Below are 13,208 nucleotides of genomic sequence, written 5' to 3' on the forward strand. Positions count from 1 at the left end.
CGCCGAGGGCGACGTCGAGGGCGGTCGAACCCGTGGGGATGACCTCGATGGGCTCGTTCGGCCGCTCACCGAGGCGCATCACCGCACCCTTGCCGAACTGTCGTTCAATCTGTGCGAGGGCGGCGTCCAGCGCCTTCTCGCGGTCGTTTCCTGCCATGGGTTCCACCCGATTTGCTTGAGTCGATCGCTTCACGTCACAGACGCTAACCCCTGCCACTGACAATGGGCCTCGACGTCCTCCCGGCCTGTGGACAACTCCACGGTCGGGCCCGGCAAAACCCGGCCGGAGTCCCATCAGAATAGATGTTCGATTTTGGTGTCAAGCGCACCACGCGGGAACGGCGGCCACGCGGCGCGACGAGTTCGCGGGGCCGGAGCGGTCCACCCTGCGACAGCCGCATCGGACGGTTCATCGCGCAGGCGACGGAAGGCCGCCCCAGGAGGACGGCACGATGAGCGGACATTCAGGCAGGGTGACCTGCGGTATCCCCCATCTCCGTCGACGGATACCCAGCCGGGCTCGATCAGAGCGAGCAGCGTCCGTTCGGCGACGACGGCGGCGACGGCTGGGGCGGCCGGCTGCACTCCTGGATGTTCGCGACGCCGGAGCTGCGACGGGCCGAGCTCGACCGGCCGGCGACGGTCGGCGCCTTCGTCATGGGCCGCAACATGTTCGGCCCCGGTGCGCGGCACGGGGGCCCCTCCGTACCACGCACCGGTCTTTGTGCTCACCCACCATCCGCGCGACCCGCAGCCATGGCCGGCGGCACGCGTTCCACTTCGTCACCGAAGGCATCGAGGCCGCGCCGCGTCAGGCCCGCGAGGCGGCCGGAGACCGCGACGTGTCGATCGCGGCGGCGCGAGGACCATCGACCAGTACCTTCGCCGCGGGCCTGATCGACGAGCTGCGGCTGCACATCATGCCGTTCACGTGCGGTACCGGCACCCGCCTCTTCAACAGCGTGCCGTCACCGGATCTCGAGCAGGTGGCGGCGCACGCGGCGGTCTCGGTGACCCATGGTCCTACCGCGTGCCGCCCTGCCCCGCCGCCGACCGCCTGCACAGCTCGGCGTATCGCCCTATATTCGGTCGGTATGGGAGCGACTGCGGAACCCGGAACACCCCACGGAGGGCAGGCCCCCGGATCCGACCTGGCCGGCCGTGTGGCGCTCGTCGCCGGAGGCACCCGCGGGGCCGGCCGGGGGATCGCCGTCCAGCTCGGCGCCGCCGGGGCGACCGTGTACGTGACCGGTCGAACGAGCAGGTCCGAGCGCTCGGAGATGGACCGGCCCGAAACGATCGAGGAGACGGCGGCCCTGGTCGACGCGGCGGGCGGGCGGGGGATCGCCGTCCAGGCCGACCATCTGGTTCCCGACCGGGTCAGGGCGCTCGTGGCCCGCATCGCGAGCGAGCAGGGGGCCCTGCACATCCTGGTGAACGACATCTGGGGCGCCGAGATCGAGTGGGGCAAGCCGGTGTGGGAGTCGTCGCTCGACACCGGGCTGCACACCCTGCGGCTGGCCGTCGACACCCACGCCATCACCAGTCACTTCGCGCTGCCGCTGCTGATCGAGACTCCGGGCGGGCTGGTCGTCGAGATGACCGACGGGACGGACGAGTACAACGCGTCCAACTACCGCGTCTCGTTCTTCTACGACCTGGCCAAGGCCGCGGTGAACCGGATGGCCTTCGCCCTCGGCCATGAACTCGCACCGCACCGCGCGACGGCCGTGGCGCTCACCCCGGGCTGGCTCCGGTCCGAGGCCATGCTCCAGGCCCACGGGGTGACCGAGGCCACCTGGCGTGACGCCGTCGCGCACTCGCCCCACTTCGCGATCTCCGAGTCCCCCGCGTACGTCGGCCGTGCCGTGGCCGCCCTCGCCGGCGACCCCGAGGTGGCCAGCTGGAACGGCAGATCGCTCTCCAGCGGGCAGCTCGCCCAGGTGTACGGATTCACCGATGTGGACGGGAGCCGGCCCGACGCCTGGCGTTATCTGACCGAGGTCCAGGACCCGGGCCTGCCGGCCGACGTGACCGGCTACCGCTGAGGCCACCCGCTGGACGGGCTACCGCTGAGGCGACCCGCCAGGCCCGCCCGACGTGCCCGACGTGCCCTCCGCTCCCCCGGGGCCGGCCGTCCTGGGCCCGTTCACCAGGCGGCGCATCCGTGACGGCAACGGCCTCCTGGGAACGCGGCTGCTTCCCCCGTGCACGCGTGGGTCGTCGGTGACGTCGTACCGCTTCACATAGGCGCCGAGGAACGCCTGGAGCGTGGCGACGGCGGGGATGGCGACCAGTGCGCCGACCGCGCCGAGCAGCGCCGTGCCGGCGATGACCGAACCGAAGGCGACCGCTGGGTGGATGTCGACGGTCTTCGCGGTCAGCTTGGGCTGGAGCACATAGTTCTCGAACTGTTGGTAGATCACGACGAACCCGAGCACCCACAGCGCGTACCAGGGGTCGACCGTGAAGGCGATCAGCATGGGCAGAGCACCCGCGAGATACGTGCCGATGGTGGGGATGAACTGCGAGACGAGTCCGACCCAGACCGCGAGCGCCGGGGCGTAGGGCACTCCGAGGATCACCAGCAGGATGTAGTGCGCGACGCCGGAGATCAGCGCCATCAGACCGCGCGAGTAGATGTACCCGCCGGTCTTGTCGACCGCGATCTCCCAGGCGCGCAGCACCTCGGTCTGCCGGGCCGGCGGCAGGACGGAGCACAGGGCGCGGCGGAGCCGGGGGCCGTCGGCCGCGAAGTAGAAGGAGAACAGGAAGATCGTCAGAAGCCGGAACAGCCCGCCCAGCACCGTGGTGGAGACGTCGAGCACTCCGGTGGCGCTGTTCTGGACGTACTTCTGCAACCAGTCGGAGTGCAGCAGGCTGTCCTGGACCTCGACCCGGGAGAGTTCGGTGCGGAAGGTCTGGTTGACCCAGTTGATCACCGAGTCGATGTACTTGGGGAACTCGTCGACCATGTCGACGATCTGGCCCGCGAGCATCGACCCCAGCAGCACCACGAATCCGACGCCGAAGATCATCAGGCCGAGGAAGACGAGGAACGTGGCCAGCCCGCGGCGTATCCCGCGACTCGCCATCCGGCTGACCGCGGGCTCGATGGCGAGTGCGAGGAAGAACGCGATCAGTACGTTCGTCAGCAGCCCGATGAGCTGGTCGAACGCCCAGCTGCTGAGCTGGAAGCAGGCGTAGAGCGCCAGGGCCAGCACCATCGCACGCGGCAGCCAGCCGGGCATACGGACCCCACCGGCACCGGACGGCGGCACGGGTGGTGCGGCCGGCGGGGCGGGTGGGGTGGCGGACGGCTGGACCGGGACGGTCTCGTCTGTCGAGGGCACGGGACAAGTCTGGCCCATGCCTCCGGTCACCTGTCCCCCGCCCCGAGTCGGCCGTCCCGGCTCCGCACCGGCCCGGAACGGGTCTCCGCGGCGTTCAGCGCATGTCCGCCGGGACGCGCACGACGTCCGGCGCATGTCCCCCGGGACCCGCACGAATTTCAGCGCATGTCCGCCGGGACGTCCATGGCCGCGCAGACCCCGCGCCAGACGTCTTTGGCGTCCCAGCCCGCGTCCAGCGCCTGGTGCACCGTGCGGCCGCCGAGTTCGGCCATCACATGGTCACGGGCGAAGGAATCCGCGTAGGCCGCACCGAAGTGGTCGGCCATCCGCTCCCAGAAAATCGTCAACCGCATGCCACCAGTATCCCGCTCCTGAGAGTGCAGCCGGTCCGCCGGGCATGTGCCCGGCTCATTTCCCCTCTACGGTCGGTCCATGGCTGGAACCGGAGCAAACACCCTCGCCCGCGCCGAGCAGTTCATCTGGCTCACGGCCCGCGTCCTCGAACAGCGCAGGTTCGCCCACGGCTTCCTCGGCGGAGATCCCGACGCCGTCGAGACGGCCCTCTCCGCCTATCTGAACGAGGACGGCGGCTACGGTCACGCGCTGGAACCCGATCTCCGGGGTCCGGTCAGCCAGCCGCTGCACACCGCCCATGCGCTGAGCGTTCTTGATTCGATCGACCGCTGCGAGGGACGGCGCGTGGAACGGATCTGTCGCTATCTGACCGATGTATCAACCAAAGAAGGCGCGTTACCCGCTCTGCTTCCCACGCAGCGCGGCTATCCCGCGGCACCGTTCATCCCGATCGTGGACGACCCGCCGGCCGAGCTGCTCGCGACCGGACCGGTCGTCGGGCTGCTGCACGGCAATCAGGTCTGGCACGCCTGGCTGTTCCGGGCGACGGACTTCTGCTGGAGCGCCGTCGAGGCTCTGGAACAGTCCCATCCTTACGAGGTCGAGGCCGCGGTCGCCTTCCTGGACGGCGCCCCGGACCGGGCCCGCGCCGAGGCGGCGGCCGACCGGCTCGGCCGCCTGGTGCGCGAACAGCGGCTCGCGGTGCTCGACCCCTCCCGGCGGGCGGAGTACCCGGTGGCGACGGGCTACGCACCGGGCGAGCACCACTTCCCGCACGACTACGCCCGTACACCCGGGTCCCTGGCCCGCCGCTGGTTCACGGACGAGGAGCTGGAGCGCTCGCTCGACCACCTGGCCGCCGAGCAGCAGGACGACGGCGGATGGCCCGTGACCTGGCGCCAGTGGGCCCCGGGAACAGCACTGGAAGGGCGTCCCCTGGTGACGCTCAGGGCCCTGGGGACGCTCCGCGCGTACGGTCGCCCGCTCGGCTGACCGCGTATCCGGCGTCCCGCTCGGGTGCCTCCGCCCCTTCGCCCCTCAGGCGCCCGACGCTCAGGCCAGCGCGCGGACGCCCGCCGTGACCAGAACGCCCGCACCCACCACGACCAAGAAGGGAGCGCGCAGGACCAGGGCGAGCGCCGCCGCCCCGAGACCTGCGGCACGGGCGTCGAGGACGAGCTGCTGGCCGTCGCCGAAGGTCTGCTGCGCGGTGAGCGCCGCCAGCAGCGCGACGGGCAGCAGGGCGGCCATCCGCTGGACCAGCGGACGCTCCAGCACGCCCGCGGGCACCAGCAGGCCCAGGAGCTTGGCGAGGTAGCAGCCCGCCACGGTCAGTCCGATAGCGATCCAGACGTTCATGAGTGCCGCTCCCCCTTCTTCCGCTGTGCCGCAGCGTCGTCCTTGGTGTCCGCTCCCCGCTTCGTCCGTCCCATCAGGAAGAGGACGATCGGCGCCGCGAACGCGGACAGCAGAACGGGTACACCCGCCGGCAGAACGGGCAGCAGCGTCAGGGCCAGCAGGACGGCCAGCCCAGCCGTGACGCGTTCGGTGGTGCTCTTGAGCATCGGAGCGAGCAGCGCGAGGAACACCGCGGGACTCGCCGCGTCCAGGCCCCACGCGTCGGTGTCGCCCAGCGCCTCGGCACCCAGCGCACCCACCAGGGTGGTGAGGTTCCACAGCACGTACAGGGTGAGCCCGGTGACCGTGAAACCGATGCGCGCGGCCCGCCGGGTGGGCTGAGGCAGGGTGACCGCGGTCGTCTCGTCGATGACCCAGTGGGCGGCGAAGGGCCGTACCGCACGGGGAAGGGCGAGCAGTTGCGAGAGCCGCAGACCGTAGAAAGCGTTCCGGACGCCCAGGAAGAACGCCCCGGCCGCCGCCGTGTAGGGGTTGCCGCCCGCGGCCAGCGCACCGACCAGGGCGAACTGCGAGGCGCCGGTGAAGACGAGAAGACTCAGGACGCAGGTCTGGAGCAGGCTGAGGCCGGAGCCGGCGGAGGTGACGCCGAAGGCGAAGCCGGAGAGCCCGACGGCGATGCCGACGCCGAGCGCGTCCCGGACGACCGCCGCGTCCGGCTTGTCCGGTCGGGTCTCGGCCGCCGGGCCGGGCGGACCGGCGGATATGGCACCGGGTGCGCCGGTGCTCTCTGGGGGTGCTGTCTGTTCTGCCACGCCCGGAACGCTACGGGGATCGTTCGGGCCGGGTCTTGTACGTTCTTGCACACCCACCGGCCGGTACGTCATCGCACACCCACCGGCTCGTACGTCCTCGCGCGCCCACCGCTGGGTACGTCGTCGCACTCACCGACCGGGCCGCAGCACACCGCGCTCGCGCTGGTAGGCGCCGGGCGGCACCCCCACGATCCGGGTGAAGTGACGGTTGAGGTGCGGCTGGTCCGTGAAGCCGACGGCGGTCGCGGCCTCGGCGGGTGCGACGCCGGCGTCGAGCATGCGGCGGGCCCTGCGCACCCGGGCGTCGGTGAGCCATGTGTGGGGCGGCATCCCGTACTCCTTCTTGAAGGCCCTCAGCAGCGCGAACGGGCCGGTGCCCAGCTCGGCGGCGAGCGTCTCCAGCGTGGGCGGGGCGGCCATGCGCTCCTCCAGCGCGGCCCGGGCCCGCACGGCGTTCCGCGCTCCCCCGGCGTGCGCGGTCAGCCCGGGCAACGGGCTGCCGTGCCGGCTGAGGAGCCGGGTGACCAGGACCCGCAGCAGGCTGTCGGCCGCCAGCGCGTTGCCCTCCTCCGCCGCCCGGTGCACCTCGGTGATCAGTTGGGACGCGTGGGGATCGGTCACGCGGCTCTCGGCGAAGCCGACCGTGCCGCGCAGGGACGTCACCTCGGCCGCGATGTCGTTCACGACCTGGGCCGACGGGTAGAGCGTGGCGTACGCCCAGCCCTCGGGCGCCCCGGAGCGGGCGGTGTGCGGCACCTCCGGGTTGATCATGACGACCGTTCCCGGCACCGCGTGGACGGTGCCGCCCGGCATCCCCACGTCCTCCACCCCGCCGGTGACCGCTCCGAAGACGTAGCCCTCGTGACTGTGCCGGGGGAAGGTGTGGCGGACGTACCGGGCGCGCAGCAGATCGAGGTCGGGCAGCGCGGCGTACTGCCAGTGCCGCGCCCATTCCTCCGTGCCGTTCGCTCCCGCCATGCAGACATTCTCGCAGGTCCTGGCCGTGTGCCTCGGTGTGGGCGAGACCGTGTGCCACGGTGCGGGCGGGCCGTCGCGGGCGGTGTCTCCGGCCCGTTGTCAGTGACGGGGTGCACGATGGGGGACATGACCGGCTCCGCTCTCGACGCCTTCTCGCCCGCGACCCGCAGTTGGTTCGCCGGGGCCTTCAGCGCGCCCACCGCCGCGCAGGAGGGTGCCTGGCGGGCCATCGGCGAGGGCAGTGATGTCCTGGTCGTCGCGCCGACCGGTTCCGGCAAGACGCTGGCCGCGTTCCTCGCCTCGCTGGACCGGCTGGCGGCCGAGCCGCCGCCGGCCGAGGCGAAGAAGCGCTGCCGCGTGCTGTACGTGTCCCCGCTCAAGGCCCTCGCGGTCGACGTCGAGCGCAACCTCCGCTCGCCGCTGACCGGCATCCGCCAGGAGTCGGTGCGCCTGGGCCTGCCGGAGCCGGAGGTGCGGGTCGGCATCCGGTCCGGGGACACCCCGCCGGCCGAGCGGCGCTCCATGGTGACCAGGCCGCCGGACATCCTGATCACCACCCCCGAGTCGCTGTTCCTGATGCTGACGTCCTCCGCCAGGGACGCGCTGGCCGGCGTCGAGACGGTGATCCTCGACGAGGTGCACGCGGTCGCCGGGACGAAGCGCGGCGCCCACCTCGCCCTCTCCCTGGAGCGTCTCGACGAGCTGCTGCCCCGCCCCGCCCGGCGCATCGGCCTGTCCGCGACGGTCCGGCCGGTCGACGAGGTGGCCCGCTTCCTGTCGCCGCAGCGCAAGGTGGAGATCGTCCAGCCACGGTCCACCAAGGAGTTCGACCTCTCGGTCGTCGTCCCGGTCGAGGATCTGGGCGAGCTGGGCGGCTCCCCCGCGACCGACGGCGACTCGGCCCAGGCGGACAAGCCCTCGATCTGGCCGCATGTCGAGGAGCGCATCGCCGATCTCGTGCAGTCACACCGCTCCACCATCGTCTTCGCCAACTCCCGGCGGCTGGCGGAGCGGCTGTGCAACCGGCTGAACGAGATCGCGTACGAGCGGGCGACCGGCACCGCGTTCGACCCCGACAACCCGGCCCCCGCCCTCCCGGAGGCCCACGCCCCCGCCGAGATCATGGCCCAGTCCGGCGCGGGCCGGGGTGCCCCGGCCCTGCTGGCCCGTGCCCACCACGGCTCGGTCTCCAAGGAGCAGCGGGCCCAGGTCGAGGAGGATCTCAAGGCGGGCCGGCTGCCCGCCGTGGTCGCCACCTCCAGCCTGGAGCTCGGCATCGACATGGGCGCGGTCGACCTGGTGATCCAGGTGGAGTCCCCGCCCTCCGTCGCCTCGGGCCTCCAGCGGGTGGGCCGGGCCGGGCACCAGGTGGGCGCGGTCTCCACCGGGGTGGTCTTCCCGAAGTACCGCGGCGATCTGGTGCAGGCCGCCGTCGTCACCGAACGGATGCGCCAAGGGGCCATCGAGGCGCTGCGCATCCCGTCCAATCCGCTGGACGTCCTGGCGCAGCAGCTCGTCGCCATGGTGGCCCTGGACAGCTGGCAGGCCGACGACCTGCTGGCCCTGGTCCGGCGGGCCGCCCCGTTCGCCTCGCTCCCCGAGTCGGCGTTCACCGCCGTGCTCGACATGCTCGCCGGACGCTACCCCTCCGACGCTTTCGCGGAGCTGCGCCCCCGAGTGGTGTGGGACCGCGTCGGGGGTACGGTCACGGGCCGCCCCGGCGCGCAGCGGCTCGCCGTCACCTCGGGCGGCACCATTCCCGACCGGGGACTCTTCGGGGTCTTCCTGGCCGGGGCCGACCCGAAGAAGGGCGGCGGACGGGTCGGCGAGCTGGACGAGGAGATGGTCTACGAGTCCCGCGTCGGGGACGTCTTCACCCTGGGCACCACGTCCTGGCGGATCGAGGACATCACCCGGGACCGCGTCCTGGTCTCGCCCGCCCCGGGCGTTCCGGGCCGGCTGCCGTTCTGGAAGGGCGACCAGCTGGGCCGCCCGCTGGAGCTCGGCCGGGCTCTGGGGGCCTTCCTCCGTGAGATCGGCGGCCTGTCCGACGATGACGCCCGGCTGCGCCTGCTCGCCGCCGGACTCGACGCCTGGGCGGCGGACAACATCCTGGCCTACCTCGACGAGCAGCGCCGGGCCTGCGGCCATGTGCCGGACGACCGGACGATCCTGGTCGAGCGGTTCCGGGACGAGCTGGGCGACTGGCGGGTCGTCGTACACTCCCCCTTCGGCGCCCAGGTGCACGCCCCGTGGGCGCTCGCGCTCTCCGCCCGCCTCGGTGAGCGTTACGGCATGGACGCCCAGGTCATGCACGCCGACGACGGCATCGTGCTGCGGCTCCCCGACGCGGACATGATGGGCCTGGACCTGCTCGATTTCGACACCCCGGGGGACCCGGGCGCCGGGAACGACGGACCGGTGCCGGGAGGCGTGGCGTACGACAGCGACCAGCCCCCGGTGGGCGCCGCCGACGTCGTCTTCGACCGGGGCGAGGTCCAACAGATCGTGACCGACCAGGTGGGCGGCTCGGCCCTGTTCGCCGCCCGGTTCCGGGAGTGCGCCGCGCGCGCCCTGCTGTTGCCCCGGCGCTCCCCCGGCAAGCGCACCCCGCTCTGGCAGCAGCGCCAGCGGGCCTCCCAGCTGCTCCAGGTCGCCTCGGAGTTCGGTTCGTTCCCGATCGTTCTGGAGGCCGTCCGCGAATGCCTCCAGGACGTGTTCGACGTCCCCGGGCTCACAGAACTGATGGGCGACCTGGAGGCGCGCCGGGTCCGGCTGGTCGAGGTGACCACCCAGGAGCCCTCGCCGTTCGCCCGCTCGCTCCTCTTCGGCTACGTCGCCCAGTTCCTGTACGAGGGCGACTCACCGCTCGCCGAACGGCGCGCCGCCGCCCTCTCCCTGGATTCCCATCTCCTCGCGGAGCTGCTGGGCCAGGCGGAACTGCGCGAACTGCTCGACCCCGAGGTCCTCAGCGAGCTGGAGCGGGAGCTGCAGTGGCTCACCGAGGACCGGCGGATCAAGGACGTCGAGGGGGTCGCCGACCTGCTGCGCGTGCTCGGTCCCCTCACCGACGCCGAGCTCGCCGAGCGGGGGGCCGAACCGTCCTGGGCGCCGGAGCTGGCGGCGGCCCGCCGGGCGATCCAGGTCCGGATCGCCGGCGCCGACCACTGGGCGGCGATCGAGGACGCGGGCCGGCTGCGCGACGCCCTGGGCACCGCGCTTCCGGTCGGCGTCCCCGAGGCGTTCACCGAGCCGGTGAAGGACCCGCTCGGCGACCTCCTCGCCCGCTTCGCGCGGACGCACGGCCCGTTCACCGCCGCCCGGGCCGCCGAGCGCTTCGGGCTCGGCGCCGCCGTCACCGACGGCGCGCTGCAACGGCTGTCGGCCTCCGGCAGGACCGTCCAGGGTGAGTTCCATCCGGCGGGCATCGGCCAGGAATGGTGCGACGCCACGGTTCTGCGCCGACTCCGCCGCCGATCGCTGGCGGCACTCCGCCAGGAGCTGGAGCCGGTGCCGCCCCCGGCCCTCGCCTCCTTCCTCCCCCAGTGGCAGCACTTCGGCTCCAACAGCCTGCGGGGCATCGACGGGCTGGCCCGCGCCGTCGAGCAGCTCCAGGGCGCGCCCGTTCCCGCCTCGGCGTTGGAGAAGCTGATCCTGCCGAGCCGGGTCATGGGCTATTCCCCGGCGATGCTCGACGAGCTGACGACCACGGGCGAGGTCGTCTGGGCCGGTGCGGGGGCGCTGCCCGGCAAGGACGGCTGGGTCTCCCTCTACCTCGCCGACAGTGCGCCGCTGCTCCTGCCTCCACCGCATCCGCTGGAGCTGTCGGCGCTCCACGAGTCCGCGCTCACCACGCTCTCCGGGGGATACGGCCTCTTCTTCCGCCAGATCGCGGACCAGGTGCGGGCCACGACCCACCCGGACTGCACGGACCAGCAGCTGGCCGACGCCCTGTGGGACCTGGCCTGGTCCGGGCGGCTCACCAACGACACCCTGGCCCCGCTGCGTTCGCTCCTGGGCTCGGGACGGACGGCGGGCTCGACGGCCCACCGTTCCCGGCGCAGCGTCCCGCGCGGGCGTTACGGCTCGCTCACCGCCGCCGCCCGCCCCGCGTCCCGCACCGGCACGGCGTGGTGACTCGGGGCGCGGTGCAGGCCGAGGGAGTGGAGGGCGGCTTCTCCGCGACGTACCGCGTTCTGGCCGCCTTCGAGGACAACGGGCAGGCGCGGCGCGGCTATGTGGTCGAGGGGCTCGGGGCCGCCCAGTTCGCGATGGACGGCGCGGTGGACCGGCTGCGGGCGGCGTCCACGGCGCGTGACCGCCGGGATCCGGACACCGCGCCCCAGGCCCTGGTGCTCGCCGCGGCCGACCCGGCCAACGCCTACGGCGCGGCCCTGCCGTGGCCCGGGTCCCCGGACGGCGCCGGACACAAGCCGGGCCGCAAGGCGGGGGCGCTGGTGGTCCTCGTCGACGGCGAGCTGACGCTCTACATGGAGCGCGGCGGCAAGACCCTCCTGGCCTGGCCGTCCGACCCCGAGGCCCCGGCCCTGCGCGCGGCGGCCGAGGCCCTGGCCGCCTCGGCCCGCGCCGGCGCCCTGGGCACGGTGACGGTGGAGCGGACGAACGGCGTCTCCTCCCTCACCTCGCCGCTGGGCCGGACGCTGGAGGCGGCCGGGTTCCTCGCCACCCCCAGAGGCCTGCGCCTGCGCGCCTGACCGGAGCCCCGACCTCCACGGCCCGATCCCCGAAGCAGGTCGGCGCACAACCGGCCCGGCGCACCCATCATGGAGGCATGCCCGAAGGAGACACCGTCCTGCAGACCGCCGCCCGGCTGCACGAGGCACTGGCGGGGCAGGTGCTGACCCGGTCGGACCTGCGCGTCCCCCGCTTCGCCACCGCCGACCTCACGGGCCGGACCGTCCTGGACGTCACCGCGCGCGGCAAGCACCTGCTGACCCGGATCGAGGGCGGCCTGACCCTGCACAGCCACCTCCGGATGGACGGGTCCTGGCGGGTGTACGCGCCGGGCGAGCGCTGGCGCGGCGGCCCGGGACACCAGATCCGCGCGGTCCTCGCCAACGCGGAGCACACCGCCGTCGGCTACCGGCTCCCCGTGCTGGAACTGCTGCGCACCAGCGAGGAGAGCCGGGCCGTCGGCCATCTGGGGCCGGACCTGCTGGGCCCCGACTGGGACCCCGGCCTCGCCCTGGACAGACTGCTGACCACACCGGAGCGCCCTCTCGGCGAGGCCCTCCTGGACCAGCGCAATCTGGCGGGCATCGGCAATGTCTACAAATGCGAGCTGTGCTTCCTGGCCCGCGTCACCCCCTGGCTCCCCGTGGGCGCCCTCCCTGACGGCGTACTCCCCCGGCTCGTCACCCTGGCCGAGCGCCTGCTGCACGCCAACCGCGACCGCCCCACCCGCATCACGACCATCACCTCCGAACTCCGCACCCCGCCGGGCCCGCCCACCGGGGCGACCGTTCGCGTACAGGAGCGGCTGTACGTCTACGGGCGCACCCGGCGTCCCTGTCTGCGCTGCGGCGCCCCGATCCGTCTCGCCGACCAGGACGACCGGCCCACCTACTGGTGCCCCGGCTGCCAACGAGGCCCGACCCCCTAGCTGTGTTGTTCCGGCAGGCCGGTGACGCGGCTGGCGGGTGTTCGGCCTGCGATGCCGGGCGGCGAGCCAGGCGGTGGCCCGCGCGAGGGAGGCGGCGCAGGTCGGGGCGGTCTCGTCGGGCAGGTCTTCTGTGCAGGCGAGGCGGGCGTGGTCGTCGAGGGAGGTGTGGAGGCAGGCGTGTCCCGCCCCGTGGCGACGGTCCTTGTACGGGCTGCCGGCTGGCCTGCCGAGGACTCTGTGTCCGCCGCCGTCGGGGATTCGGCCGAGCTACTTGACGTCGATGTGGACGCGTTCGCCCGGCCGGACGCCTTCGTGGCGGCGGACGGGCTCGCCGGTGGCCCGGTCGAGTGCGGCCAGGGGCGGCAGACCGTGCCGGGTGAGGATGCGCTGGGCGATCGACGGTGCGATCCCGCATCGGGCGGCCAGTCCCAGCGATCCGATGCTCGCTGCGCAGCCGCAGAACGTGTTCCTCGATTGCGGCCGGGGTTCGCAGCGGCTGGTGGTGCGGACGGGTGGTCCGGCACTCATTCCGGCGATGCCGAACCGTCGGTGGCGGGTGGCCCGGCGCGCAGCGGTGGTACGGCTGACCTGGAAGCGTTCCGCGGCCCGGCGCAGCGGCCGGCCCTCGTCCACGACGCAGCGGGCCGGGCGGAGCCGACCGGTCTCGGTCAGCGGGGCATTTCGGTGGGACACGAGGGGCTCCTCGGGTCGGTGCAAAGGTCGCAATCC

At 73.1% G+C, this 13,208-nt stretch carries 8 protein-coding genes and 4 pseudogenes; 5 read left to right on the forward strand and 7 right to left on the reverse strand.

The genetic code is table 11. The features are described from left to right. Positions 1–295: pseudogene (locus IG90_RS46775) on the reverse strand (hypothetical protein); the annotation flags it as partial. Between the two features lie 157 nt (positions 296–452). Between IG90_RS46775 and IG90_RS42990 the strand changes: the two are divergent. Both IG90_RS42990 and IG90_RS0136385 read left to right on the forward strand, forming a co-directional pair. Next, a pseudogene (locus tag IG90_RS42990) lies at positions 453–1,039 on the forward strand (dihydrofolate reductase family protein); the annotation flags it as partial. Positions 1,040–1,163: 124 nt separating this feature from the next. Further along, positions 1,164–2,048, forward strand: a complete 885-nt coding sequence (locus IG90_RS0136385; protein ID WP_030594635.1) for an SDR family oxidoreductase — start codon at positions 1,164–1,166, stop codon at positions 2,046–2,048. Positions 2,049–2,066: 18 nt separating this feature from the next. On the opposite strand, the gene IG90_RS0136390 is transcribed toward IG90_RS0136385, so the two are convergent. Both IG90_RS0136390 and IG90_RS0136395 read right to left on the reverse strand, forming a co-directional pair. After that, complete coding sequence (locus IG90_RS0136390) at positions 2,067–3,251, reverse strand: AI-2E family transporter (protein WP_051860401.1); 1,185 nt, start codon at positions 3,249–3,251, stop codon at positions 2,067–2,069. 260 nt (positions 3,252–3,511) lie between these two features. Continuing rightward, positions 3,512–3,706 carry a DUF3046 domain-containing protein gene (locus IG90_RS0136395; RefSeq protein ID WP_030594640.1) on the reverse strand — a complete coding sequence of 65 codons (195 nt, stop codon included), beginning with the start codon at positions 3,704–3,706 and terminating at the stop codon, positions 3,512–3,514. A 79-nt stretch (positions 3,707–3,785) separates the two neighbouring features. Here IG90_RS0136395 and IG90_RS0136400 point away from each other — a divergent pair, with 79 nt between their 5' ends. Then, the gene (locus tag IG90_RS0136400; RefSeq protein ID WP_030594642.1) at positions 3,786–4,700 is read left to right on the forward strand and encodes a hypothetical protein; all 915 of its coding nucleotides are present in this window, start codon (positions 3,786–3,788) and stop codon (positions 4,698–4,700) included. Positions 4,701–4,760: 60 nt separating this feature from the next. Here the strand turns inward: IG90_RS0136400 and IG90_RS0136405 are convergent, their stop codons facing one another. From IG90_RS0136405 to IG90_RS0136415, 3 genes are all read right to left on the reverse strand, one after another. Further along, on the reverse strand, positions 4,761–5,066 hold the full coding sequence (locus tag IG90_RS0136405) for an AzlD domain-containing protein (RefSeq protein WP_003965829.1): 306 nt from the start codon (positions 5,064–5,066) through the stop codon (positions 4,761–4,763). Further along, complete coding sequence (locus IG90_RS0136410; protein ID WP_030594644.1) at positions 5,063–5,878, reverse strand: AzlC family ABC transporter permease; 816 nt, start codon at positions 5,876–5,878, stop codon at positions 5,063–5,065. Before IG90_RS0136410 ends, IG90_RS0136405 begins: the two co-directional genes overlap by 4 nt. Positions 5,879–6,007: 129 nt before the next feature. Further along, on the reverse strand, positions 6,008–6,856 hold the full coding sequence (locus IG90_RS0136415; protein ID WP_030594645.1) for an AraC family transcriptional regulator: 849 nt from the start codon (positions 6,854–6,856) through the stop codon (positions 6,008–6,010). 126 nt (positions 6,857–6,982) lie between these two features. Here IG90_RS0136415 and IG90_RS40170 point away from each other — a divergent pair. After that, positions 6,983–11,571: pseudogene (locus IG90_RS40170) on the forward strand (Lhr family ATP-dependent helicase). 77 nt (positions 11,572–11,648) lie between these two features. Then, a complete protein-coding gene (locus IG90_RS0136425; RefSeq protein WP_030594647.1) occupies positions 11,649–12,479 on the forward strand; it encodes a DNA-formamidopyrimidine glycosylase family protein in 831 nt (276 codons plus the stop codon). Between the two features lie 57 nt (positions 12,480–12,536). Here the strand turns inward: IG90_RS0136425 and IG90_RS40175 are convergent. Continuing rightward, a pseudogene (locus IG90_RS40175) lies at positions 12,537–13,172 on the reverse strand (transposase family protein); the annotation flags it as partial. Between the last annotated feature and the right edge of the window lie 36 nt (positions 13,173–13,208).

It is taken from the genome of Streptomyces anulatus (assembly GCF_000721175.1).
Lineage (GTDB): Bacteria > Actinomycetota > Actinomycetes > Streptomycetales > Streptomycetaceae > Streptomyces > Streptomyces anulatus_C.